Annotated in this window: 19 protein-coding genes and 1 pseudogene; 15 read left to right on the forward strand and 5 right to left on the reverse strand. The window is 73.6% G+C overall.

Features of this window, described 5'->3' with window-relative positions; all coding sequences use genetic code 11:
* Positions 1-8: 8 nt before the first annotated feature.
* On the forward strand, positions 9-659 hold the full coding sequence (locus ACFWPS_RS42185) for a response regulator (RefSeq protein WP_383716123.1): 651 nt from the start codon (positions 9-11) through the stop codon (positions 657-659).
* A 101-nt stretch (positions 660-760) separates the two neighbouring features.
* Positions 761-1,915: pseudogene (locus tag ACFWPS_RS42190) on the forward strand (ROK family transcriptional regulator); the annotation flags it as partial.
* A 75-nt stretch (positions 1,916-1,990) separates the two neighbouring features.
* Here ACFWPS_RS42190 and ACFWPS_RS42195 read toward each other — a convergent pair.
* Positions 1,991-2,752 (reverse strand): GntR family transcriptional regulator, encoded by a 762-nt coding sequence (locus ACFWPS_RS42195; protein ID WP_383716191.1) that lies wholly within the window; start codon positions 2,750-2,752, stop codon positions 1,991-1,993.
* A 566-nt stretch (positions 2,753-3,318) separates the two neighbouring features.
* Between ACFWPS_RS42195 and ACFWPS_RS42200 the strand changes: the two genes are divergently transcribed.
* On the forward strand, positions 3,319-4,149 hold the full coding sequence (locus tag ACFWPS_RS42200; protein ID WP_383716126.1) for an alpha/beta fold hydrolase: 831 nt from the start codon (positions 3,319-3,321) through the stop codon (positions 4,147-4,149).
* 486 nt (positions 4,150-4,635) lie between these two features.
* On the opposite strand, the gene ACFWPS_RS42205 is transcribed toward ACFWPS_RS42200, so the two are convergent.
* On the reverse strand, positions 4,636-5,604 hold the full coding sequence (locus ACFWPS_RS42205) for an EamA family transporter (RefSeq protein WP_383716128.1): 969 nt from the start codon (positions 5,602-5,604) through the stop codon (positions 4,636-4,638).
* Positions 5,605-5,651: 47 nt separating this feature from the next.
* Between ACFWPS_RS42205 and ACFWPS_RS42210 the strand changes: the two genes are divergently transcribed.
* The 5 genes from ACFWPS_RS42210 to ACFWPS_RS42230 all read left to right on the forward strand — a co-directional run bounded on the left by ACFWPS_RS42210 (position 5,652) and on the right by ACFWPS_RS42230 (position 14,620).
* Positions 5,652-7,082, forward strand: coding sequence for a PLP-dependent aminotransferase family protein (locus tag ACFWPS_RS42210; RefSeq protein WP_383716131.1), 1,431 nt, complete (start codon positions 5,652-5,654; stop codon positions 7,080-7,082).
* Between the two features lie 108 nt (positions 7,083-7,190).
* Positions 7,191-8,771 carry an alkaline phosphatase D family protein gene (locus ACFWPS_RS42215; RefSeq protein WP_383716133.1) on the forward strand — a complete coding sequence of 527 codons (1,581 nt, stop codon included), beginning with the start codon at positions 7,191-7,193 and terminating at the stop codon, positions 8,769-8,771.
* 162 nt (positions 8,772-8,933) lie between these two features.
* The gene (locus ACFWPS_RS42220) at positions 8,934-10,364 is read left to right on the forward strand and encodes an SWIM zinc finger family protein (RefSeq protein ID WP_383716136.1); all 1,431 of its coding nucleotides are present in this window, start codon (positions 8,934-8,936) and stop codon (positions 10,362-10,364) included.
* Complete coding sequence (locus tag ACFWPS_RS42225; RefSeq protein ID WP_383716139.1) at positions 10,364-13,036, forward strand: DUF6493 family protein; 2,673 nt, start codon at positions 10,364-10,366, stop codon at positions 13,034-13,036. The genes ACFWPS_RS42220 and ACFWPS_RS42225 overlap by 1 nt, the downstream gene beginning before the upstream one ends.
* A 144-nt stretch (positions 13,037-13,180) precedes the next feature.
* Positions 13,181-14,620, forward strand: a complete 1,440-nt coding sequence (locus tag ACFWPS_RS42230) for a GNAT family N-acetyltransferase (protein WP_383716141.1) — start codon at positions 13,181-13,183, stop codon at positions 14,618-14,620.
* 107 nt (positions 14,621-14,727) lie between these two features.
* On the opposite strand, the gene ACFWPS_RS42235 is transcribed toward ACFWPS_RS42230, so the two are convergent.
* Positions 14,728-15,906 (reverse strand): trans-sulfuration enzyme family protein, encoded by a 1,179-nt coding sequence (locus ACFWPS_RS42235; protein WP_383716143.1) that lies wholly within the window; start codon positions 15,904-15,906, stop codon positions 14,728-14,730.
* Between the two features lie 59 nt (positions 15,907-15,965).
* On the opposite strand from ACFWPS_RS42235, the gene ACFWPS_RS42240 reads away from it, so the two are divergent.
* The 6 genes from ACFWPS_RS42240 (at position 15,966) to ACFWPS_RS42265 (ending at position 22,067) form a co-directional block, all read left to right on the forward strand.
* Complete coding sequence (locus ACFWPS_RS42240) at positions 15,966-16,457, forward strand: Lrp/AsnC family transcriptional regulator (RefSeq protein ID WP_383716146.1); 492 nt, start codon at positions 15,966-15,968, stop codon at positions 16,455-16,457.
* 33 nt (positions 16,458-16,490) lie between these two features.
* The gene (locus ACFWPS_RS42245; protein ID WP_383716148.1) at positions 16,491-18,179 is read left to right on the forward strand and encodes a DUF885 domain-containing protein; all 1,689 of its coding nucleotides are present in this window, start codon (positions 16,491-16,493) and stop codon (positions 18,177-18,179) included.
* 182 nt (positions 18,180-18,361) lie between these two features.
* A complete protein-coding gene (locus ACFWPS_RS42250) occupies positions 18,362-19,051 on the forward strand; it encodes a hypothetical protein (RefSeq protein ID WP_383716151.1) in 690 nt (229 codons plus the stop codon).
* 143 nt (positions 19,052-19,194) lie between these two features.
* On the forward strand, positions 19,195-19,422 hold the full coding sequence (locus tag ACFWPS_RS42255) for a ferredoxin (RefSeq protein ID WP_383716193.1): 228 nt from the start codon (positions 19,195-19,197) through the stop codon (positions 19,420-19,422).
* Entirely contained in the window at positions 19,409-20,803 is a 1,395-nt protein-coding gene (locus ACFWPS_RS42260; RefSeq protein ID WP_383716152.1) for an NAD(P)/FAD-dependent oxidoreductase, read from the forward strand. The genes ACFWPS_RS42255 and ACFWPS_RS42260 overlap by 14 nt, the downstream gene beginning before the upstream one ends.
* Positions 20,804-20,837: 34 nt before the next feature.
* Positions 20,838-22,067: a cytochrome P450 gene (locus ACFWPS_RS42265; RefSeq protein WP_383716155.1), complete on the forward strand. Its 1,230-nt coding sequence runs from the start codon at positions 20,838-20,840 to the stop codon at positions 22,065-22,067.
* 7 nt (positions 22,068-22,074) lie between these two features.
* Here ACFWPS_RS42265 and ACFWPS_RS42270 read toward each other — a convergent pair whose 3' ends face one another.
* Together ACFWPS_RS42270 and ACFWPS_RS42275 are read right to left on the reverse strand one after the other, a co-directional pair.
* Positions 22,075-22,590, reverse strand: coding sequence for an immunity 21 family protein (locus ACFWPS_RS42270; protein WP_383716158.1), 516 nt, complete (start codon positions 22,588-22,590; stop codon positions 22,075-22,077).
* 47 nt (positions 22,591-22,637) lie between these two features.
* Positions 22,638-23,120 carry a rhodanese-like domain-containing protein gene (locus tag ACFWPS_RS42275; protein ID WP_383716160.1) on the reverse strand — a complete coding sequence of 161 codons (483 nt, stop codon included), beginning with the start codon at positions 23,118-23,120 and terminating at the stop codon, positions 22,638-22,640.
* A 134-nt stretch (positions 23,121-23,254) separates the two neighbouring features.
* Between ACFWPS_RS42275 and ACFWPS_RS42280 the strand changes: the two genes are divergently transcribed.
* Positions 23,255-23,701 (forward strand): Lrp/AsnC family transcriptional regulator, encoded by a 447-nt coding sequence (locus ACFWPS_RS42280; RefSeq protein WP_383716163.1) that lies wholly within the window; start codon positions 23,255-23,257, stop codon positions 23,699-23,701.
* Positions 23,702-23,740: the final 39 nt, after the last annotated feature.

The raw sequence follows: 23,740 nt of genomic DNA on the forward strand, positions 1-23,740 counted from the left end.
CTGGCCGGATGCCGGTCACCGTCCTGCTCGTCGACGACGAACCCCTCGTACGCGCGGGTCTGCGGGCCGTGCTGACGGCACAGCCCGACATCGAGGTGGTCGGGGAGGCGGCGGACGGGGCTGCGGTGATCCCGCTGGTGCGGCAACTGCGGCCGGACGTGGTCGCGATGGACGTGCGGATGCCGCTCCTTGACGGGATCGAGGCCACCCGCGCGCTGCTGCGCACGGTCGTGGAGCCGCCCAAGATCCTCGTGGTGACGACGTTCGAGGACGACGAGTACGTGTACGAGGCGCTGCGCGCGGGTGCCGACGGGTTTCTGCTGAAGCGGGCCCGGCCGGCCGAGATCGTGCACGCGGTGCGGCTGGTCGCCGAGGGCGAGTCGTTGCTCTTCCCGGCATCGGTGCGGCAGCTCGCCGGACGATACGGCCGGGGCGAAGGGCGGGACGGCCTGGAGTGGGCGCGGCTGACCGAGCGGGAGGCCGAGGTGCTGCGGCTCGTGACGCAGGGGCTGACCAATGCCGAGATCGCCGGGCGGCTGGTCGTCGGAACCGAGACCGTGAAGTCCCATGTGGGCGCCGTGCTGGCCAAGCTCGGGGTGCGGGACCGCACTCAGGCGGTGATCGCGGCGTACGAATCGGGGTTCGTCACGCCCCGCTGATCGCGGATTTCCGGCAGATCGGAGGCGTCCGGCACTCGCCGGGGTCGTCGGCGCCGAAGTACGATCCGGCCAACGTGCAGGGTTAGCTGGGAGGACGGACGTTGGCGGGGTTGACCGGCGGTGATCCGTCTCTGTTGCGAAGGATCAATTCCGCGGTGGTGCTGCACGCGCTGCGGGCCACCGACTGCGCGACGCTCACCGAGATCACCCGGGTCACCGGGCTGTCCCGGCCGACCGTCGAAGGAGTCGTCGAGGGGCTCATCGAAGCCGGTCTGGTCGTCGAGAAGGCGGCCGAGGAGGGCGCCACCCGGCGGCAGGGGCGGCCGGCGCGGCGGTTCCGGTTCCGGGCCGAGGCCGGGCACCTGCTGGGCCTGGAGATCGGCCCGCACCGCGTCGCCGCGCTCCTGGCCGACCTGGACGGCCGGATACTCGGGGCACAGGCCAAGGAGGTGGAGGAGACCGCCGACGCGGACGAGCGGCTGGAGCGGCTGCGCACCGCCGTCGCCGAGCTGCTGCGCCGGGCCGGGGTGGCGCGCAGTTCGCTGCGGGCCGTCGGGGTCGGCACACCCGGCATCGTCGAGGCGGACGGCCGGGTGCGGCTGGGCACCGCGCTGCCCGAGTGGACGGGGCTGCGTCTCGGCGAGCGGCTCAGCCGGTCCTTCAAGTGCCCGGTGCTGGTGGAGAACGACGCCAACACGGCGGCCGTGGCCGAACACTGGAAGGGCGCGGCCACCGATTCCGACGACGTGGTGATGGTGATGGCCGGGCTGAGTCCGGGCGCCGGTTCGCTGATCGGCGGGCGGCTGCACCGGGGGTACGGCGGGGCGGCCGGGGAGATCGGCGCGCTGCACCTGCTGGGCCGGGAGGTGACCCCGGAGACGCTGCTGTCCACCACCGACGAGCCGCTGCACCCGCTGGACGAGCAGGCGGTCGCCGAGGTGTTCGCGCTGGCCCGCAAGGGTGACGCGCGGGCCCGGGCTGCCGTCGACCGGTTCATCCAGCGGCTGGTCCACGACGTGGCCGCGCTGGTGCTGGCGCTGGACCCGGAGCTGGTGGTGATAGGCGGCTGGGCGGCGGGCCTGGACGGCGTCCTGGAGCCGCTGCGCCGTGAACTCGCCCGCTACTGTCTGCGGCCGCCCCGGGTGGCTCTCTCCCTGCTCGGCGAGGCGGCGGTGGCGACGGGCGCGCTGCGGCTCGCCCTCGATCATGTGGAGGAGCAGCTGTTCGCGGTGGACGGGACGGTCACCGCCCGCGGCTGCCGGTGGGCTGGGGCATCGCGATGCGCGCCCGGGTGCAGAACCGGGGCGCGACCTGGTCGTCCGGCGCGGTGGCTAGGAGGCCTGCCGCTCGGGGCCGTGGTGGATCTCCACGCCGCCGGTGTCGCCGAAGGTCAGCCGGCAGGTGTCCGCGCGGTAGGTGGCGACGGAGAGCGCGGCGGTGCGGCCGGCGGCGAGGAAGCGGGTGGTGACGACCAGCACCGGGGCGCCGGGGAGACGGTCGAGCTCCTTGGCGTCGTCCGCGCGGGCCGAGCCGAGCTCCACTGCGCGGTCCTGGCCCTCCAGCTCCAGACGCTGCAGCTCACGCAGGACCGCACGCGCGCGGGCTGCTCCGGACGGCGCGTCGATCGCCGTCAGCTCCGGGACCGAGGCCGCCGGGATGTAGAGCAGCTCGGCGGCGACGGGCTGGCCGTGCGAGACGCGGGAGCGGCGCACGATGTGCACGGGCTCCTCCGCGCCGGTCTCCAGGGCCGCCGCGACGGCGGCGGGCGGCACCGCGAGGGTGCAGTCCGCGGGCTGCCAGGCGTCGCCGGAGGCACCCGGCCAGGCGTGCTGGTCGGTGCCCACCGCCACGCCCACGCGCGGGGGCGCGACCGTCGTACCGACACCGCGGCGGCGCTGCAGCCGGCCCTCCAGTTCGAGCTGTTCGAGGGCCTGGCGGAGGGTGGCCCGGGCCACGCCGAAGCGGGCGGCGAGGTCGCGCTCGTTGGGCAGGATCTCGCCGACCGAGAACTCCGAGTCCAGTGCCTCACTGAGCACGGTCCTGAGATGCCAGTACTTCGGTTCCGGCACCGATTCCAGCTGCGTGGTCCCCACCCTGTCCTCCGCAATCGCCGTGGTCCGGCGGCGTTTTAGCGCCCTTGTTTATTAAAGGTTGTTGTACTTATCTGCGACCATAGGACGGCGCGCACCCTTGGTCAAGACCAATCGTCGATCCCTTGGCCAACGCATAGAAAGCGGTGCCATAGACCGTTCACGAGGCGTTCGCGCGGGGGCGTTTTCGTGACATGGCGGCAAAGCTCCCGTCGCACCGCGAGAACCGCCCGGAACAGGGTGTTCACCGGACGGCCGCGGACCGCGCCGCCCCGTCCCGCCCCGTCCCGCCCGACACGCTCCCGCGCGTCCGGCGGAATCGCGCCGCGCTCCGCACCCCTGGCCCAGAATGATCCGCGGACCGTCGGCGGCCGCGGCCCCGGGCGTGGAGGCAGCCGGTGCGGCGAACCCGCGGGACGGCACGGCACCCCGTTTTCAACCTGGAGCCACACAGGGCGCGTTGACGGGACAGGCCGACGTGCGACACACCCCATCGGGGACTACCCGCGAGTAGCAATTGCTGACAAGCTGTCTACGGCGTCCACCGAAGTCCCAGACGAGGAGCCTCCATGTCCGCCACCGTCTCCTTCGAAGTCCCGGCCGCGCTCGGCGGGCAGGATGTGACCGTCTCGTACGCGCGCGTGGGCAGCGGCGAACCCCTGGTCCTCATCCACGGCATAGGGCATCACCGGCAGGCCTGGGACCCCGTGGTGGACATCCTCGCGACCGAGCGGGACGTGATCGCCGTGGACCTGCCCGGCTTCGGTGCCTCCCCGGCCCTTCCCGACGGCCTCACCTACGACCTGCCGACCACCAACGCCGTGCTCGGCGCCCTGTTCGAGACCCTGGAGCTGGACCGGCCGCACGTGGCGGGCAACTCGCTCGGCGGGCTGCTGGCGCTGGAACTGGGCCGCGAGAAGCTCGTACGGTCCGTCACCGCCCTCTCCCCCGCCGGCTTCTGGTCGCAGGCGGAGCGGCGCTACGCCTTCGGCGTGCTCATCGCCATGCGGCGGATCGCGGAGCGGCTGCCGCTCCCGCTGATCGAGCGGCTGTCCCGGTCGGCCGCCGGGCGGACGGCCCTGACCAGCACCATCTACGCCCGCCCGGCGCGCCGTTCACCCGAGGCCGTGGTCGCGGAGACGCTGGCCCTCGCCCATGCCGGCGGATTCGCCGAGACCCTGCGGGCGGGCTCCGCCGTCCAGTTCACCGACGACGTCCCCGGCATCCCGGTCACCGTGGGCTGGGGCACCCGGGACATGCTGCTGGTGCGCCGCCAGGGGGTCCGGGCCAAGCAGATCATCCCCAAGGCCCGGCTGGTCCGGCTGCCCGGCTGCGGACACTGCCCGATGAACGACGACCCGGCGCTGGTCGCCCGCGTCATCCTCGACGGCAGCCGCTGACGGGAGGCCGAGCACCGCCGCCGTGCCCGCACCAGCCACCGGCTTGTCCGCGCCGGCCGCCGGACGGCTGTCAGCCGACGGCACGATGCGACGCGGGGCCGGGGCGACCGGGATCCCGCGGTCGGCACGGTCGGGCAGAGCACAGGTAATCGCGACTGGCGGTCGGCGTTGAGGGACAAGCACGGGGATCGGTGACCGGCGGTCGGCTCGGCGCGCGAAGCACGGACCACCGCCGACCAACGGTCGGCACGCCGGGGACAAAGCACCGGCCGCCACCGGCCAGCGGTCGGTGTGGCGGACAAAGCGCTGGCTAGGCCGCTGGTGACCTGCGGTCGGCATGGCGGGACGGGGCGCGGGCCCCGTAACCGCCGTCGGCATGGCGGGACAAAGCATCGCAATCACCGACCAGCTGTCGGTGTCGCGGGACAGAGCACGGGCATCGGTGACCTGTGGTCGGCAGGGTGGGACGGGGCGCGGGCCGCCGGGTCATCTGTGGTCGGCGCGGTGGGGCGGAGTGTGGTCGGGTGCTGTGCGGAAGCCGGCGCGGTGGGGCCGAGGGGAGGTCACCGCCGGTCTGCGGCCGAGGTGGGGCAGGGCGCCGGAGCCCAGGGCGACCCCGGCACCCACCAGGACGCCGCCGACGGCCTGGGCAGGTCCGTAGGAGCCCGTTCCGACGAGCGGGGCGGTGCACACGGCGGCGAGCGGGACGAGGCCGGTGAAGAGCGTCGCGCGCTCCGTGCCGATCCGCTGCACGCCCATGTACCAGCACACGAACCCGACGACCGTCACCACGGCCGCCTGCCACAGCAGCCCGGCCGTCTCCGTGGCATCGGGTCGGCGCAGCCACGCCCCGCCGTCGAGCACGGCCCCGGTCAGCGCCGCCTCGGCCGCGGCGAGGGCGCACACGGTGGCGGTCAGCAGCCGTGGTCCGAGCGCCCGCAGCACCGGTCCGGCGAGCACCGCGAACCCGACCTCACCTGCCAGGGCGCACAACGAGAAGGCGAGACCGCCGCCGTCCGTCCGCCCCCAGCCCTGCACCGCGAAGGCACCGGCCGCGACAAGCAACGCCCCGTGGAGGACGAGGCGTTGGGGCCGACGGCCGTCAAGAAGCGGGACCAGGACCGCGACCACCACCGGGGCGCAGCCGACGAAGACGCCCGGGACCGCCGGTTCCGCGGTGCGCTCGGCGGCGAGGATCGCCAGGTTGAAGCCGACCATCCCGACGGCGGCGAGCAGGGCCAGCCGCAGCCACGCACGCGCCCCCAGCCCGCGCAGCCGCTCGGCCGCGCTCCGCCCGACGAACGGCACGAGCAGCAGGCAGGCCAGTCCGTAGCGGAGGAACTGGCCGCCCGCGTAGGGATAGTGGCCCAGCACGCTGTTGGCGGTGAAGGAGCCGCCGACGAGGACGTAGGCGAGCGCGGTCAGCAGGGCACCGCGCGTGATGGTCGCGTTCATGAGGACGACGTTAGGAACCTGGGCGGCCCGGATTAAGGTCCACTTCCATGACGTCATCGGGGACCAATCCGGGCGCCCTGCCGGGCTCCGCCGCGTGGGAGCTGCTGCTGCCGGCCGCGTCCGCGCCGGCACGCGCGCGTGGCCGTTTCCTCCAGGCGGCGCTGCGGGAGGCGATCCGCGCGGGGCGGCTCGCGCCCGGCACCCGCCTGCCGTCCAGCCGCGAGCTGGCCAAGGATCTCGGGGTGTCGCGGGGGCTGGTCACGGAGGCGTACGAGCAGCTGACGGCGGAGGGCTACCTGCGCAGTGACCGCGGGGCGGGCACCTGGGTGGGCGGTGCCGTGCGGGCGGCGGCGCCACGCGCGCGTGATCTCGCGCCGCGCCCGCAGGGTGTCCGGGTGGACTTCCTGCCGGGGTCACCGGATCTCTCGCTGTTCCCGCGCGCCGCCTGGGCCGCCGCACAGCGCGAGGTGCTGGCGGAGCTGCCGCACCGCGACCTCGGCTATCCGGACCCGCGCGGACTGCCCCGGCTGCGCTCGGCCCTCGCCGAACTGCTCGCCCGGCGCCGGGGCGTGGTCGCCGACCCGGAGCGGATCGTGGTCGTCTCCGGGGTGGCGCAGGCGGCGGCGCTGCTCGGCTCCGTGCTGCACGCGCGCGGGGTGCGCGAGATCGGCGTGGAGGACCCCGGCAGCCCGCAGCACGACGGCCTGTACGCGGCAGCCGGGCTGCGCGCCGTACCGCTGCCCCTGGACGACGAGGGCCTGGCACCGGGCCCGCTGCACGCGTCGGGCGTCCGCGCGGTGGTGACGACGCCCGCCCACCAGTACCCGACCGGGATCGCCTGCTCCGCCGGACGCCGCACCCGGCTGCTGGACTGGGCCCGGTCGGTGGACGGGCTGCTGCTGGAGGACGACTACGACGGCGACTTCCGTTACGACCGGGCCCCGGTCGGCGCGCTCCAGGGCCTCGATCCGGAGCGGGTGGCCTACATGGGGTCGGTCAGCAAGTCCCTCGCCCCCGGACTGCGGCTGGGCTGGCTGCTGGTGCCGGAGTTCCTGACGGACGACGTCGTCGACCGGAAACGGACCATGGACCTGGGGCACCCTTCCGTCGACCAGGCGGTGTTCGCCCGGTTCCTGGAGCGCGGCGACTACGACCGGCAGCTGCGCCGCTGCCAGCGCGCCTACCGGGAGCGGCGGGACGTCCTGATCGCCGCCCTGACCGAGCACTTCCCGCACGCGCGCGTGTCGGGGATCGCGGCAGGGCTGCACGCCATCGCCGAACTGCCCGAACGGTACGGGCCGGAGAGCCGCTTCGTGCGGCTGGTGGCGGCGGCCGGGGTCGCGGTGCGTCCGTTGAGCGCGTGCACCCATGCGCGGGGCGAGGAGTCCGCCGTACGGCTGGTGCTGGGATACGCGCATCTGCCGGCGGCACGGATCCGGGAGGGGGTGCGGCTCATGGCGGCAGCCACCGACAGGTGACATCCCCTGGGCCGGTCAGTTGTTCACTTGCGGTTTCCGTGTGCGCTGCGGCGCCCCAGTAGTTGTGGCTGTGCACAACTGGCCGGATCCCGCTCTGGAGGCCCTTCCATGTCCCTTTCGCTCCCCGGCCGTCGCAGCGTGCTGCGCGGCTCGCTCGCCGCGTCTGCGGCCCTGACCCTGCCCACGGCGCTCGGTTCGGCGCCGGCGTTCGCACTGTCCGGGCGCCCCCGCGCGGACTGGGGCGTACAGGCGGGCGACGTGACCGCCGACTCCGGCCTGGTGTGGGTCCGTTCGGACCGGCCGGCCCGGATGATCGTGGAGACCTCGGCCACCGAGTCGTTCCGCAACCCCCGCCGATGGCGCGGCCCGTTGCTCGGCGCGGACAGCGACTTCACCGGCACCACGCGGCTGCACGGGCTGCCGTCCGGCGAGCAGATCCACTACCGTGTGCTGCTCGCCGACCCGGACGACCCGCGCCGCACCGGCGAGCCGGTCACCGGCACCTTCCGTACGGCGTCCACACGGCGGCGGCAGGACGTGAAGTTCGTGTGGTCCGGCGACCTGGCGGGGCAGGGCTGGGGCATCAACGAGTCACTCGGCGGCTACCGCATCTTCGACGCGATGGCGAAGCTGGACCCGGACTTCTTCCTGTGCAGCGGCGACAACATCTACGCCGACGGCGTCATCTCGGCGACCCAGGCACTGCCCGACGGCAGCCTGTACCGCAACGTCACCTCCGAGGCCAAGTCGCATGTCGCGGTCACGCTGGACGACTTCCGCGGCAACTTCCGCTACAACCTGCTCGACCAGGCGCTGCGCCGGTTCAACGCCCAGGTCCCGAACGTCATCCAGTGGGACGATCACGAGGTCCGCAACAACTGGTACCCGGGCGAGGTCATCGGCACCGGCACCGCCTACCCGGCCGGCACCAGGCTGGACGACATGGCGCTGCGCTCCCGGCAGGCGTTCTCCGAGTACTTCCCGATCTCCACGATCAGCGGCCGTCCGGACGGCCGGATCTACCGCGTCCACCACCACGGCCCGCTCCTCGACGTGTTCGTGCTGGACATGCGGACGTACCGCGACGCCAACTCGCCCGACGACCAGACGACCGACCCGCAGGGCATCCTCGGCGCCGAGCAGCTGGAGTGGCTCAAGCGCGAGCTGTCCCGGTCGCGTGCCGTGTGGAAGGTGATCGCCGCGGACATGCCGCTCGGGCTGGTCGTCCCCGACCCGGTCGAGGGCAAGGCCAACTTCGAGGCCGTGGCCCAGGGCGACCCGGGCACGCCGCTCGGCCGTGAGCTGCAGATCGCGGAGCTGCTGCGGTACGTCAAGCACCGGAAGATCACCGGCACGGTCTGGCTGACGGCCGACGTCCACCACACCTCGGCCCAGCACTACGACCCGTCGCGGGCCGCGTTCAAGGACTTCGCGCCGTTCTGGGAGTTCGTCTCCGGCCCGCTGAACGCCGGTGCCTTCCCGGCCAACGCGCTCGACGGCACGTTCGGCCCCGACCGGGTGTTCGTCAAGGCGCCGACCGCCTCGAACGTGTCACCCGCGGAGGGCTACCAGTTCTTCGGCGAGGTCGACATCGACGGCGACAGCGGTGAACTGACGGTGCGTCTGCGCGAGTACGACGGCACCGTGCTGTTCACGCAGACCCTGCAGCCGGGCCGGGTCGGCCAGTAACTCCCGTACGCTCTTCACAGGGCCGCGCACCGGCGTCATCCCCCGGTGCGCGGCCCTGTCGCAGCTCCCGCCGCGAGTCCTTCCACGTCCCCGAACTCGCCTTCCAGCAGTGCGTTTTCGCAGGTCAGGACGATTGTCAGTGGTCGCCTCTACGGTTTTCCCATGACGCGATCCTCACAGGCCGTGGCCTATCGCCAACCCTCCGTGCTGCATTCCGCCGCCGACGGCCGCCGGCTCGGTCTGGAGACCTCCCGGGGCGCGACGCCCACCGGGGTCGAGGACCATCCGCGGTTCTTCGCGGGCTTCCTGACCTCGCCTCAGGTGGCCGCGGCCGGGCTGCTCGCGGTGGCCGACGTGGCGGCCGCGCGGTACTACCAGCCGCAGCTGCGCGCCTCGCTGGACCCGGTGGTGACGGGCAACGGCGACCGGCTGCGCTTCGAGTCCTTCTCCGGCTGCGGCGGGGTGTACGCCAGGCTGGACGTCCTCGGCCCGGGGCTGGACGGCGGCGAGGTGGGTCACGGCACGACGAACGTCGACGTCAACAACCCGCTGCGGGAGGCGCTTTCGCGGCTCGGCTCGGACGACCCGCTCCATCTGCGGGTCGGCCCCGAGGAGTTGGCGGTCACCACGCTGGACGGCCCGGTGGTGGAGAAGAAGGTCCCGCTCCCGGACCGCTGGCTGCGCGGCTTCGCCGAGGCACAGGTCACGGCGGCCGGGTTCGAGCTGCGGGCCGAGCTCCCGGCGGACGAGGCGGTGCGGTTCCTGCGCTCGCTCCCCCGCGGCGGCACCGCGCGCCGGGGCCCGGCGGGTCCCCGCTGGGTGGTGCCGGTGGGCCGGGGGCTGCGGCCGACGACCCGTCCGGTGCCGGGCGCGGTGTGCCTGCCGGGACCGGAGCGGCTCACCGCGCTGCAGCGGGTGCTGCGCCATGCGACGGCCCTGCGCGTCTACGGCCCGCAGGGCGCCCTCGCCGCCTCCGGTACGGCCGCGGCCTGGGAGGTCGTGCTGCCCGGCATGCGGCTCACGCTGACCCTGTCGCCGGACCCGGCCCGGGGGTTCTCGGGTGAGGGCGGCGTCCTGGACGCGCTCGCCACCGACGAGGCCGCCGAGGACGCGGAGCTGATCGCGGTCCTGCTGGCGTGGGAGCCCCGCGTCGACGTCGCCGACCTGGCCGCCTCCGCCGGGCTCACCCCGGAGCGGGTCCGCGCGGCCCTGATCCGCCTCGGCACCTCGGGGCGCGTCGGCTACGACACGGCGGAGGCCGCCTACTTCCATCGCGAACTGCCGTACGACGCGGGGCGAGTGGAGCGGCACAACCCCCGGCTGCGGTCGGCCCGGGCGCTGGTGGCCGCGGGCGCGGTGGCCCTGGACGGCGAGCTGGGCACGGTGACGGCCGAGGACGGTCATGTGCACCGGGTGCGGGACGCGTCGGGGGTGCTGAGCTGCAGTTGCCTGTGGTGGGCGAAGTACCGGGGCGGGCGCGGGCCGTGCAAGCACGCGCTGGCGGTCCGGATGGTACGGCGGGGGGCCGTGGTGGAGCACGAGAGGGAGCAGAACATGGCGCAGGACATGGCGGAGATCGGCGGGGGTGCGTGATGGGCGCGGTGCTGGAGGCGGTACGGGCGGGGCGTGTCGGGGAGACGGCCCTCCTGGTGAAGAAGTTGACGGATGCCGAACGACGCTCGCTGCTGCCGGAGTTGCAGGCGCTGCGCAAGGAGCTGCGGGCCGCGCCGTGGGAGAGCCGGTCCGAGCGCAGCTATCCGGCGCTCCAGGTGGCCGGGGCCATGTGCCACTCGGGGGCCGCGGCGGCCGCGACCTGGATCGCCGGATCGGACATGCGCTGGCGGCAGGCGCCGGCGGACATGGTGCTGAAGGTGCTGGCGGACCGGGACACCGGCTGGCAGGCCGATGTGGCCCGCCGGCTGGCCGCGCGGCCGGTCTCCGCGGACGTGCCGTTCCAGCTGATGGCGGGACTGGTCCGCCGCTCGGGATGCGAGGTGCCGGTGACGGACGCCTATGTGGTCGGCTGGGTCCGCCACATCGGCCACGGTTGGGGGCGGGTCCCCCTCGTCGACCGGCTGCGCGCCGAGCCGGATCTCGCGCCGCTGGTGAACGGCCTGTTCGAGCTCTCCGATCTGGGCGAGGTCCGCTGGCTGTTCGGCGAGGGTCCCGGTTCCTGGCAGAGCGCCCTCGCGGAGCTGACCGGCGCCGGCGTGCTGGAGCGCAAGGCCGTGGCCGACGCCTGTGTGGCCCGGCTGCTGCGCGGCGGCGGCCCGACCGACCACCGGGTCTTCCTGCCGCTGCTGGGCCTGCTCGCCCTCACCCGGGAGGAGGTGCGCGAGCGCGTCGCCGACTGGACGGCCCTGGCCCGGGACGCCGCCTCCCCGGTGGCCGCACACGCCCAGTCGGTCCTCGCCGCCCTCGCCCTCGACGGCGACCTCACCCCGCGGCAGCTCGCCGAGGCCTCCGAAGGGCTGCTGTTCCGCACCGAGAAGAAGCTGGTGCGCGCCCAGCTGGTGCTGCTCGGCAAGGTGCTCGCCCGCGACGCGTCCACGGCGGCGGAGCTGCTGCCGGCCGTGGCCCAGGCGTTCGGGCACGAGGACACCCAGCTGCAGGAGCGGGCGCTGAAGCTGGTGGAGCGGCATGCGGAGCGGCTCGGCGGCGAGCCTTCGGTCCGATCCGACATCGCCGTCGCGGCCGAGCAGTTGAGCCCGGCCCTGCATGTCCGGGCGGCCGCGGTCCTGGGCCTCGCGCCGGTGGCGGCGCCCGAGGCGTACGAGGAGGTGCTGCCGCCGCCCCCGGAGCCGTTCCGGCTCATGGCCGCGCCGGATTCGGCCGTGGAACTCGCCGAGGAGGTCTCGGCCCTGCTGGCGGCCGACGGGGACGGGGACGTGGCCGCTTTCGAGCGGGCGCTGGACGGTCTGACCCGGCACGCCCACCGCGACCAGGACGCGCTGCGCGAGGCGCTCGAACCGGTGGTGGCCACCCGCTGGTGGCGACAGCCCGAGTGGCAGGGCCGGCGGGACGCCGAGGAGCACTTCGCCCGTACCCGACGCGGCCTCCTGGGCCCCGAGGGCGGCCTCGAACTGGTCCTGGCCACGCTGTACGGAACCGTGAGCACGGCCACCCTGCTCGCCGGGCTGCAGCACGGTCCGGCCGACCACGAGTGCGCGCGCCACGGGTTCTCCCGGATCCTCGACGTCCGGCTGCGCGAACTGGCCTACCGGATACGGACGGACCCGCAGCCCCTGCTCCTGGCCACGCCGTCGTGGAGCACCGGGCACCTGGAGCCGGGCGAGCTCGTCGACCGGCTCGACACCTGCCGTCGCCTCGGCGCCCGGGTGGGCGAGGTCGACTTCGCCCAGGCCCTGCTGCGGGTCCGGCACGAGGACCGTACGGCGGCCCTGGCCGCCGCCGGGCGGGCGGGCGGACTCGGCACGCCCGAAGGCGAGCGGCTCGCGCGCTGGCTGTCCGCCGGGGAGCCCGCCCTGCCCGGCTCCGGCCTTCGGACATCGGGTCCGCGCATCCTGATCGAGTCCGGCGAGGTCCGGGAACTCCGGACGGACTTCCCCGAGGCGTTCCGGCGGCTGGGCCGGCCGTTCACGACGTCCGACGCGGTCCGGTACTGCTACCACTGGGGCCAGGAGAACCACCGGCACTGGCTGGCCACACTCCCGGAGCTGCGGGAACTCGTCGCCGTACGGCTGGTGCACGAAGTCTCCGAGGCCGCCCTGGACGACGAGCGGGGCGTGGCCGCCGCCCTGCCGCTGCTCGCCGAGTCCGGCGGGGTCGCCGGCGAGAGCACGCACCTGTGCGTGGCGTACGGGCTGGGCGCCCGGCATCCGGAGGACCGGCTGGCCGCGGTGGACGCGCTGCTGGTGCTCGCCGGGCGCGGACAGCTCGACGCGGAGCGGCTGGGCGCCGACCTCGGACTGCTGGTCCGGCTCGGTGCGGTGAAGCCGCTGCGGCTGGCCGAGTCGGCCCGGACGGCGGCGGCCACGGGGGCCAACGCGACGATATGGGAGATGCTCCGGCACACCCTGCCCGTGCTCCTCGCCGACCTCGCGACCGGGGGGACCGCGGGTGCCTCGGGGACGGCCCGTGGACTCGGGGAGCTGCTCTCGATCGCCGCGGACTGCGCCGAGCGGTCCGGGGCCCGGGGTGAGCTGCCTCATCTCTCGGGGGCGGCGGGCCGGCCCGGCTCGGCGCGGCTGGTGGTCCAGGCCCGTCGGCTGCGGGACGCACTGGGCGTGGCGGCGGCCGCCTGAGAGGGGAAGGAATCGGTCATTTCCCGGACCTCGGCAACCGCACAAACCGCCACGAAAAGAACGTATGCATGCTTTACCCATCGGTCACAGAGCGTTCGTGATCACGCAACACCCTTGGTTCACAGTGGCTGCATGAATCGAGACATGTCTGATGTGACACGCGCGCGGAACGGGCGCCCCGTGCACCACTGGCGACGGGACGTCGTAGAACTCGCCGCCCTGTTCACGGCCGTCGCGGTGGCGGACGCGGTGGCCAACCTGATCGGGCACGGGCCCGACGGTCCGGCGCTGCTGGTGATCTCGGCGCTGGTGCTGGCGGCCACGGCGGGCTTCCACGCATGGTGGGCGAGGCGCCCAGGTCACGCACCGCCGGTGACGGACAGCGATACCGGCACCCGGCCGGCCGTCACCGAGACACGGCAGACCGGGACCGGCGCGGACACCTCGGGGACCGGGGACCGGGCGAGCACACTGTGGCGGCTGCGGACGACGGTGCGGGACGAACCCGGTTCGCTGGCGGCGCTCTGCACCGCGTTCGCCGGGCACCGCGTGGACATCCTGAGCCTGCAGACGCATCCGCTGGCCGACGGGACGGTGGACGAGTTCCTGCTGCGGGCCCCGAGTGAGCTGATCGGCGGCGAGATCACGCGGGCGGTCGCGCTGGCCGGGGGCACGGACACCTGGATCGAGCGGGCCGACGCCCATGATCTGGTCGACGCCCCGACCCGGGTCCTGGGCCTGGCCACCCGCACCGCGCTGGACGCGGCGGAACTTCCGCTGGCCCTCCGGCAGTTGTTGGGGAGGTGCACGATCCGCTCGCTCCCCGCCCACCCGGTCGGCGGGGCCCGGAGCCCCGAGACGGTTCCCGTCGAGGGGGCGCTGGAGGACACCGTGATGCGGCTGCGTGCGCCGGAGGGGGGAGTGATCACCGTGGAACGGCCGTATCTCCCGTTCACGCCGACGGAGTTCGCGCGGGCGCGGGCGCTGGTGGAGCTGGACGCCCGGCTCGGGCCGCGCATCCCGCGCAGCCAGGACGTGATCGCGTTGCCCGCGGGCGACGCGATCACCGTGCGCCGGGCCGACACCGGTGACCTGGAGGCGGCGAAGGCGATGCACGAGCGTTGCTCGCCGCGGACCCTCGGGCTGCGCTACCACGGCCCGGTCGGGGACGCGGACCGGTACCTGAACCACCTGCTCAGCCCGCGCTTCGGCCGCACGCTGGCCGTGCAGACCGCGTCGGGCCGGATCGTCGGTCTCGGGCATCTGCTGTGGGACGGGGACGAGACGGAGGTGGCGCTGCTCGTGGAGGACGCCTGGCAGCGGCGCGGCATCGGCGGCGAACTGCTGACCCGGCTGGTGGGGATGGCCGTCGAGGCGGGCTGCGAGAGCGTGTACGCGGTGACTCAGGCGTCCAACACGGGGATGGTGGCGGCGATGAGGGGGTTGGGGTTGCCGTTGGATTATCAGATCGAGGAGGGGACGTTGGTCATCACGGCGCGGCTGGCGGCGGGGCCGGGTGATGCCGTGACTGCCGCGGGGTGGCTTTCCAGTGCGGGTGAGTTGGGGAACGCCGAAGCGCCGTAGGGGGCATGGTCTGCGCGGCGGCTGCGGGTGTGTTGTGGCTGGTCGCGCAGTTCCCCGCGCCCCTTTCGGGGCGCTGCAGCTGACGGGGTGCTACTGCTGAAGGGGCGCTACAGCACCCCCAGTGCCCGGTCCAGGTCCGCCCACAGGTCGTCCACGTCCTCCAGGCCCACCGACAGGCGCAGCAGTTGGTCGCTCACCCCGGCGCTGCGGCGGTCCCCCTCCGCGACGACGCGGTGGCTGATGGACGCCGGGTGCTGGATGAGGGTGTCGACGCTGCCGAGGCTGACGGCGGGGGTGATCAGGCGTACCCGGGAGACGACCTCGTGCGGGTCGTCGTACACCTCGAAGGCGATCATCGCGCCGCCCAGTCGCGGGTAGTGGACGCGGGCGACGCGCGGGTCGGCGGTGAGGCGGCGGGCCAGTTCGGCTGCGGTGTCGGAGGCGGCGCGGACCCGTACCGGGAGCGTGGCCAGGCCGCGCAGCAGCAGGTAGCCGGCCAGGGGGTGCAGGACGCCGCCGGTCGCGAAACGTATCTTTCTCAGCTGCCCGGCGAACTCCTCGTCGCAGGCGACCACTCCGCCGAGCACGTCGCCGTGGCCGCCGAGGTACTTGGTGGCGCTGTGCAGCACGAGCCGTGCGCCGAGTTCGGCGGGGCGTTGCAGCACCGGGGTGGCGAAGGTGTTGTCGGCGAGCAGCGGAACCGTGCCGCAGGCGTGGGCGACGGCGCGCAGGTCGAGTTCGGCGAGGGTCGGGTTGGCCGGCGACTCGACCAGCACCAGGCCGGTGTCGGGGCGCAGCGCGTCGGTGATCCCGGCCGGGTCGGTCCAGGTGACCTCGGTGCCGAGGAGGCCGGCGGTGAGGAGATGGTCGCTGCAGCCGTAGAGGGGCCGTACGGCGACGACATGGCGCAGGCCGGTCGACGCGCGGGCGAGGAGGACGGCGGACAGGGCGGCCATGCCGCTGGCGAAGGCGACCGCAGCCTCGGTGCCCTCCAGACGGGCCAGGGCGGTCTCGAAGCGGGACACCGTCGGGTTGCCGAGGCGTCCGTAGACCGGCGGTCCCGCCGGGTCCGCGCCGTCGGTGGCGAAGGCGTCGATGCGGGCGGCCTCGGCGCGGCTGTCGTACGACGGGTAGGTGGTGGACAGGTCGATCGGCGGGGCGTGCAGGCACTGGCGGGCGAGGTCGTCGCGGCCCGCGTGCACGGCCTCGGTGGCCAGGGCGCGCGGCGTGCGGGAGGCGTGGCCGCGGACGGGCGCCGGGGCGTCGTAGGTGCTCGCTGAGTCCATGACCGCAGGGTGAACACCCGACGGGAGATGTGGGGTGTGCCCCGTGTTACGTTCGGGCCATGGCTGATTCCGTCGTACTGGATCCGGTCGATCTGCATCTGCTGCGGCTGCTTCAGAACGACGCCCGGACCACTTACCGCGATCTCGCCGCCCAGGTGGGCGTGGCGCCGTCGACGTGTCTGGACCGGGTGACCCGGCTGCGCCGCTCCGGGGTGATCCTCGGGCATCGCCTTGAGCTGGATCCGGCCAAGCTCGGGCGCGGTCTGGAGGCGCTGCTGTCGGTGCAGGTCAGGCCGCACCGGCGGGAGTTGGTGGGACCGTTCGTGGAGCGGATCCGGGCGCTGCCGGAGTCGCGGACGGTGTTCCATCTGACCGGTCCCGACGACTACCTGGTGCATGTGGCCGTGGCGGACATGGCGGACCTGCAGCGGCTGGTCCTGGACGAGTTCACGGCTCACCGGGAGGTCGCCCGGGTGGAGACCCGGCTGATATTCCAGCAGTGGGAGTGCGGGCCCCTGCTTCCGCCGGTGTCGGCGGCCCAATCCCCGTGACGCGCGGTGGTCCGGCGTACGAGGATGGACCGCATGTCACAGACCAACAGCCCGCTGCCCCGTCAGGTCGCCGACACCTACGTCGACGAGCTCATCGCCCTCGATCCGATCACCGGTACCTTCCTCGGCGTAAAGGAGAGTTCGAGCAGGCTGCCCGACACCTCGCCGGCCGGCGCGGAGGCGCTCGCCCGGCTGGAGCGCGACACGCTCGCCAAGCTCGACGAGGCCGAGCGGCAGCCCGGTGCGGACAGTGACATCGAGCGTCGCTGCGCGCGTCTGCTCCGTGAGCGGCTCAACGCCTCCCTCGCCGTGCACGAGGCCGACGAGAGCCTGCGTTCCGTCAGCAACCTGAGCTCCGCCGCGCACGCCGTGCGCCAGGTGTTCACGGTGACGCCCACCGCCACCGAGGAGGACTGGACGGCGGTCGCCGCACGGCTGCGCGCGGTGCCGGCCGCGCTGGAGGGCTACCGGCAGTCCCTCGAACTCGGCCTGGACCGGAAGCTGTACGCCGGTCCGCGTGCCACCGCGACCTTCGTCGGACAGCTCGGCGAGTGGGCCGACACGGGCGACGGCAAGGGCTGGTTCGAGCAGTTCGCGGCGTCCGGGCCGGAGGCGCTGCGCGCCGAGCTGGACGAGGCGGCCCGCGCCGCCACCGAGGCGGTGCTGGCGCTGCGCGACTGGATGCGGGACGTGTACGCGCCCGCGATCGAGGGCGCGCCGGACGTGGTGGGCCGGGAGCGGTACGCCCGCTGGGTGCGCTACTTCAACGGCACCGACCTCGATCTGGACGAGGCGTACGCGTACGGCTGGTCCGAGTACCACCGGCTGCTCGGCGAGATGAGGGCCGAGGCCGAGAAGATCCTGCCCGGCGCGGCCACGCCGTGGGTGGCGCTGGCGCACCTGGACGAGCAGGGCACCCACATCGAGGGTGTCGACGAGGTGCGCAGCTGGCTGCAGTCGGTGATGGACGAGGCCATCGAGAAGCTGGACGGCACCCACTTCGACCTGGCCGAGCGGGTGCGCCGGGTCGAGTCCCGGATCGCTCCGCCCGGCAGCGCGGCGGCGCCGTACTACACGCCGCCGTCGGACGACTTCACGCGCCCGGGCATCACCTGGCTGCCGACCATGGGCCAGACCCGGTTCCCGGTCTACGACCTCGTCTCGACCTGGTACCACGAGGGCGTGCCCGGCCACCACCTCCAGCTGGCTCAGTGGAAGCACATCGCCGAGAACCTCTCCCGCTACCAGGCCAGCGTGGGCATGGTCAGTGCCAACGCCGAGGGCTGGGCGCTGTACGCGGAGCGGCTGATGGACGAACTGGGCTTCCTCACGGACCCGGAGCGTCGCCTCGGCTACCTGGACGCGCAGATGATGCGGGCCGCGCGGGTCATCATCGACATCGGCATGCACCTGGAGCTGACGATCCCGGACGACTCCCCCTTCCACCCCGGGGAGCGCTGGACGCCCGCGCTGGCCCAGGAGTTCTTCGGCACGCACAGCAGCCGGCCCGCGGACTTCGTGGAGAGCGAGCTGACCCGCTACCTGTCCATGCCGGGGCAGGCCATCGGCTACAAGCTGGGTGAGCGGGCCTGGCTGCTGGGCCGGGAGAAGGCCCGGGAGCGGCAGGGCGCCGGCTTCGACCTCAAGTCCTGGCACATGGCGGCCCTGTCCCAGGGTTCGCTGGGCCTGGACGACCTGGTGGAGGAGCTGTCGCGGCTCTGACCGTACGGGCCCGCGCCTGACGGGCGGCAGGACCCGGCGGGCGCCCACCACGCGTGGGCGCCCGGCGGGAGCCGTGGCCCGGTCGGCGCCGGTCTGCCGTTCGGGGGTGCTCCGGTGGCGGCGGCCGGTGGCAGCGGGCTTGCTGGTGCCGGGGGCCAACGGACTCAGGAAGCGAGCCGCGCATGCAGACCTCCACGCCCCCACGGCAGCCGTTGCAGACCCCGCGCGCCGCCGGCGTGGCCGGGATCGTCTTCGCGCTGCTGCTCGCCGCCGCCATGGTGCTGATCCGGCTGGGCATCCCGCAGGGCGCCGACGCGGTCAGCACCCAGCGGCCGGATCCCACCCAGCTCAGTGCCGTCCGCGCGGCCCTGATGCTGGTGCCGTTCGCCGGCATCTTCTTCCTGTGGTTCGTCGGCGCCGTCCGCTCGCACGTCGGCGACGCCGAGGACCGGTTCATGGCCACCGTGTTCCTCGGCAGCGGCCTGGTCTTCACGGCCACGATGTTCGGCGCCGCCGCCGCGGCCGCGGCCGTGCTGGACACCGCTCATCCGGCGGGTACCTCGCCGTCCCGGCCCACCTGGGACTTCGGTCAGCACCTCGCGTACACGCTGATGACCGGGTACGCGATGCGGATGGCGGCCGTCTTCGCCTGTTCCGCGTCGGTGATCGGGCACCGCCTGGGCATCCTGCCGCGCTGGCTCACGCTGCTGGGTTTCCTCACCACCCTGGTCCTGCTGTTCGTGTCGGCCGCCGTGCCCTGGGCCGAGCTGGTGTTCCCGGCCTGGTCGCTGCTGCTCAGCGCGTACATCGTCATGGAGAGCTTCCGCCGCTCCGCCGCGACCCCGGCGGACCCCGCGGTCCCGGTGGCCTGACGGCTCACCCGATCGGCGGGCCCCGGCGCGCGACCGCGGGGGCGGGCTCCCATGCTGGCGTGCGGGGAGTTCTCCGCCGTCCGAGACTGACATGACGGACCGCGGTACGCACCGGACCTGGCCACCGGAAGGGCGGAGCCATGATGCGCCTTGTCGTCGACCTCAACAGATGTCAGGGATACGCGCAGTGCGCGTTCCTCGCGCCGGACGTCTTCGCCATGCACGGCGAGGAGTCGCTCGTCTACAACCCGCAGGCCGAGCAGGAGCAGCGGGACCGGGTGGCGCGCGCCGTCGCCGCCTGTCCGGTGCAGGCGATCACGGCCGACGGCCTGGACGGATTCGCGGGAGGAACCTCCGATGCCGCCCACTGACTATCTCGACTGGCTGCGGCGCGAGGGCCGGATCGTGATCGTGGGTGCCTCGCTGGCCGGGCTGCGGGGCGCCGAGACGCTGCGCGCCGAGGGGTTCGCCGGCGAACTCACCATGATCGGCGACGAGCCGTACGAGCCCTATGACCGGCCGCCGCTGTCCAAGGCGGTACTGCTCGGCAGGGCGGCCCCGCACCACACCGCGCTGCCGCACCGCCTGGAGATCGACGCGAAGTGGCGGCTGGGCGTCGCGGCGACGAGTCTCGACGTCGAGGCCAAGCGGGTCCGGCTGGCCGACGGCGACGAGGTCGAGTACGACCGGCTGCTGATCGCCACCGGAGTGCGCGCCCGGCCCTGGCCGAAGGAGGACGAGGCCCACCTGGAGGGCGTGTTCACGCTGCGCACCCGGGACGACGCGGCCGCGCTGCTGCGGCGGATGAAGGCCGGGCCGCGCCGGGTGTTCGTGATCGGCGCCGGGTTCACCGGGTCGGAGATCGCCTCGGCCTGCCGCGAGCAGGGGATCGCGGTCACCGTGGCGGAACGCGCGGGCGCGCCGCTGGTGGGCGCCCTCGGCGGGGTGATCGGCTCGGTCGCGGCCGAGATGCACCGCGAGAACGGGGTGGACCTGCGCACCGGGGTCATGGTCACCGCGCTGGAGGGCGACCCGGCCGGGCGGGTGCGGGCGGTCCATCTGTCCGACGAGAGCATCGTCGAGGCGGATGTGGTGATCGTGTCGCTCGGCGCGACCCGCAACACCGAATGGCTGGCCGGTTCCGGTCTCGGCGCGGGCCCGCGGGGCATCGCCTGCGACGCGGGCTGCCGCGCCTTCGACTTCCGGGGCATCGTCACCGACGACATCTTCGTCGCCGGCGATGTCGCGCGGTCCCCGCACGCGCTGTTCGGCTACCAGTTCCTGTCCCTGGAGCACTGGGGCAACGCGGTCGCCCAGGCCGAGATCGCCGCCCACAACATGATCAGCCCGAGCGCCGAGCGGAGGCCGCACCTGTGGGTGCCGGCCTTCTGGTCGTCGCAGTTCGGCGTGAACATCAAGTCGGTCGGGGTGCCGCCGATGGGCGAGCAGATCATGATCACGCAGGGTTCGCTGGCCGAACGCCGGTTCGTCGGGGTGTACGGCCACAACGGCCGGACGATCGCCGCGGTGAGCTTCGACAACACGCGGTGGCTGGAGTTCTACCAGCGGGAGATCGAGCGGGGCGCGCCGTTCCCGGTGGAGTTCCCGACGGTGGACCGCCGTCCCGAGGGCCGGGTGCCGGTCGACTCCGACTTCCCGGACCCCGCCCTGCCGACGCACGGCCCCATGGTGACCCTCAGCGGCTACTCGCCGACCGACCAGCAGCTGGTCTTCCACCCCGCCCGCCACTGACCGCGCCCCGGCCCCGACGCTCCAAGGAACTGTCATGACGCAGACCTCGATGTTGCGCCAGATCACCGACTTCGCGAACCGCGCCAACCCGTACCCGCTGTACGAGGAACTCCGTAAGACGCCGGTGCTGCACGAGGAGGATGACGGCCCGTACATCATCAGCACCTACCACGACATCGAGGCTCTCCTCCACGATCCGCGGATCAGCTCCGACGCCGCCAACCTGGCCGCGCCCGGTGCGGACGAGCTGTCCGGTCCTGAGGCGACGGGGCTGCCGCCGAGCTTCATCCGGCTCGACCCGCCCGAGCACGACCGGCTGCGCCGGATCGCCAACAGCTCCTTCGGGCCGCCGCACCAGCCGCACCGGGTCGACAACATGCGGGGCCAGCTGGAGGAGATCGTCACCGAGCTGATCGACGGCCTCGGGGACGCCCGCGAGATCGACCTGGTCGACCAGGTCGCGTACCCCTTCCCGGTCACCGTGATCTGCCGGCTGCTGGGCGTGCCGCGCGAGGACGAGCCCCGCTTCCGGGCCTGGGTCGACCCGATCGTCGCCGGTCTCGACCCCGACAGCCGCACGGCCGCCGACTCCGAGAAGGCCGCGCAGGAGGCCCGGCTCCAGCTCGGCATGTACCTGAACGGCCTGGTGGAGCAGCGCCACAAGGAAGCCCGCGACGACATGCTCTCCGACCTGGTGCACAGTCACGGCCCGGACGGATCCATGACGACCATGGAGGTGCTCAGCACCTCGGTGCTGCTGCTCATCGCCGGCCACGAGACGACGGTCAACCTCATCACCAACGGCATGCTGACGCTGCTGCGCTACCCGCAGTACCTGGAGCGGCTGCGCGACGACCCGGGGCTGTCGGTGCGGATCGTGGAGGAGCTGCTGCGCTACGAGCCGCCGGTGCAGCTGCTGCCGCAGCGCACCTGCATCGCCGACCTGGAGGTGCACGGGGTGACGATTCCCAAGGGTTCGCGCATCTGGTTCGTGCTGGGCGCGGGCAACCGGGACCCGCACCGGTTCACGGATCCCGACCGCTTCGACCCGGACCGCCAGGACATCCAGCACCTCGGCTTCGGCAGCGGCATCCACAGCTGCTTCGGCGCCCCGCTGGCCCGCCTGGAGGCCCAGATCGCGCTGTCCCAGCTGGCTCGCAGGCTCGACAACCCCCGGCTGGTGGAGGACCCGCCGCCGTACCGGCCGAACGCGGTGCTGCGCGGCCCGCGGCACCTCGACATCGCGATCGACGGCATCAAGTGACGGCTCGTCAGGACGACAGCCGGCGCAACTGCACCAGGCCCAGCCAGGTTTCCGGGCCGGGCCTGGTGTAGGCGGCGCGCACCGCGTAGGTGCCGGGCTCCAGCGGGACCCGCAGATGGTCGCCGCCCTCGGCCTCGCCGCCCGGCCAGGCGGAGTCGAACAGGACGACGGGGCCCGGGACCTGCCAGCGGACCTCGTTCTCCCACACGGCGCCGTCGAGGGCGGCCGGCACCTGCGCCAGGAGTTCCTCCTCCGAGTTGGCGGCGGACCACCGTACGAAGGTGCCGTGGTCCGGCAGGAAGGACGTCGAGGCGGGTTCGTCGCCGAGGACCAGGGCCGTGCTGTCCCCGACCGGGAGCAGTCCGACGTAGCCGTCGACCTCGCAGGCCCGGTCGTAGTCGGTGGCCAGGTCCTCGCTGTCGGCGCCGGCCCAGAACGGCAGGACCGTCTCCGGGACCGCGACCAGCGGGCCGCCGCCCGACTCCACCCATTCCACCGCGCCTGGATCCGCATATCGAGTCATGGGGTGAACCTACACGGACAGCAACGGCACAGGTTCGCCTCCGGGAATCAGCAACCGCAGTCGCCCTCGACGGGTGCCGTGAGCGGGTCCGGGGCGCGGCGCTCCCGCCCCTGCCAGGTCTCGAACTCGAAGCCCTCACGCACCCAGTACTCGAATCCGCCGAGCATCTCCTTGACCCGGTAGCCGAGTTCGGCCAGCGCGAGGGCGGCGCGGGTCGCGCCGTTGCAGCCGGGACCCCAGCAGTAGGTCACCACGGGCACGGCCTTGTCGAGGAGTTCGGCCGCCTGCTCGGGGATGAGCGCGGTGGGCAGGTGGATCGCGCCGGGGATGTGCCCCTGGTCCCAGGACTCGGTCGAGCGGCAGTCCAGGACGGCGAAGCCGGGGTCGCCGCCGGCGGCCAGGGCGGCGGCCACGTCGGAGACGTCGGCGTGGAAGGCGAGGCTCGCCCGGAAGTGGGCGGCGGCCTCGGCGGGGGTGGCGGGGGCGACGCGCAGGACGGGAGTGACGGTGGTGGCGGTGGTGGCGGTCATGTCGGGCCTTTCGCTAGCAGCCTGGGCGGCGGATCTCCATGCCCGGAAATCTACGGCCGGTGATACCGCTCCCTGAAGGCGTGATCCCCGGCTCCGCCCTTGTCCGGCCGTGGATTCCCTGTTATCCATCCCCCATGACCGACTTTTCCCCGGACGCCACCGACCGGCGCATCCTCGACGTCCTCCAGCGCGAGGGCCGGGCCAGCTTCGCCGAGCTGGCGCGGGCCGTCGCGATGTCCCCGAGCGCGGTGACCGAGCGGGTGCGCAGGCTTGAGGAGACCGGCGTGATCCAGGGGTACACGGCCGTGGTCGACCCGGAGCGCCTCGGCCTGCCGATCCTCGCCTTCGTCCGGCTGCGCTACCCGAACGGCAACTACAAGCCCTTCCACGACCTGGTCGCCGCCACCCCCGAGATCCTGGAGGCGCACCACGTCACGGGCGACGACTGCTTCGTCATCAAGGTCACCGCCCGCTCGATGCGCCACCTGGAGGAGATCTCCGGCAGGATCGGCACCCTGGGCTCGGTGACGACGAGCGTCGTCTACTCCTCGCCACTCCCCCGCCGGGCGGTCGGCACCTGAGCGCTCCGCTGGGAGAGCCGCGACATGCCGTCGGTCGAC

The sequence above is a fragment of the Streptomyces sp. NPDC058457 genome, assembly GCF_042720695.1.
GTDB lineage: Bacteria > Actinomycetota > Actinomycetes > Streptomycetales > Streptomycetaceae > Streptomyces.

Coding starts and splice junctions, on each gene's coding strand:
- ACFWPS_RS42185 (WP_383716123.1), top strand. CDS start 9: ATGCCGGTCACCGTCCTGCTCGTCGACGACGAACCCCTCGTACGCGCG.
- ACFWPS_RS42200 (WP_383716126.1), top strand. CDS start 3,319: ATGTCCGCCACCGTCTCCTTCGAAGTCCCGGCCGCGCTCGGCGGGCAG.
- ACFWPS_RS42205 (WP_383716128.1), bottom strand. CDS start 5,604: ATGAACGCGACCATCACGCGCGGTGCCCTGCTGACCGCGCTCGCCTAC.
- ACFWPS_RS42210 (WP_383716131.1), top strand. CDS start 5,652: ATGACGTCATCGGGGACCAATCCGGGCGCCCTGCCGGGCTCCGCCGCG.
- ACFWPS_RS42215 (WP_383716133.1), top strand. CDS start 7,191: ATGTCCCTTTCGCTCCCCGGCCGTCGCAGCGTGCTGCGCGGCTCGCTC.
- ACFWPS_RS42220 (WP_383716136.1), top strand. CDS start 8,934: ATGACGCGATCCTCACAGGCCGTGGCCTATCGCCAACCCTCCGTGCTG.
- ACFWPS_RS42225 (WP_383716139.1), top strand. CDS start 10,364: ATGGGCGCGGTGCTGGAGGCGGTACGGGCGGGGCGTGTCGGGGAGACG.
- ACFWPS_RS42230 (WP_383716141.1), top strand. CDS start 13,181: ATGTCTGATGTGACACGCGCGCGGAACGGGCGCCCCGTGCACCACTGG.
- ACFWPS_RS42235 (WP_383716143.1), bottom strand. CDS start 15,906: ATGGACTCAGCGAGCACCTACGACGCCCCGGCGCCCGTCCGCGGCCAC.
- ACFWPS_RS42240 (WP_383716146.1), top strand. CDS start 15,966: ATGGCTGATTCCGTCGTACTGGATCCGGTCGATCTGCATCTGCTGCGG.
- ACFWPS_RS42245 (WP_383716148.1), top strand. CDS start 16,491: ATGTCACAGACCAACAGCCCGCTGCCCCGTCAGGTCGCCGACACCTAC.
- ACFWPS_RS42250 (WP_383716151.1), top strand. CDS start 18,362: ATGCAGACCTCCACGCCCCCACGGCAGCCGTTGCAGACCCCGCGCGCC.
- ACFWPS_RS42255 (WP_383716193.1), top strand. CDS start 19,195: ATGCGCCTTGTCGTCGACCTCAACAGATGTCAGGGATACGCGCAGTGC.
- ACFWPS_RS42260 (WP_383716152.1), top strand. CDS start 19,409: ATGCCGCCCACTGACTATCTCGACTGGCTGCGGCGCGAGGGCCGGATC.
- ACFWPS_RS42265 (WP_383716155.1), top strand. CDS start 20,838: ATGACGCAGACCTCGATGTTGCGCCAGATCACCGACTTCGCGAACCGC.
- ACFWPS_RS42270 (WP_383716158.1), bottom strand. CDS start 22,590: ATGACTCGATATGCGGATCCAGGCGCGGTGGAATGGGTGGAGTCGGGC.
- ACFWPS_RS42275 (WP_383716160.1), bottom strand. CDS start 23,120: ATGACCGCCACCACCGCCACCACCGTCACTCCCGTCCTGCGCGTCGCC.
- ACFWPS_RS42280 (WP_383716163.1), top strand. CDS start 23,255: ATGACCGACTTTTCCCCGGACGCCACCGACCGGCGCATCCTCGACGTC.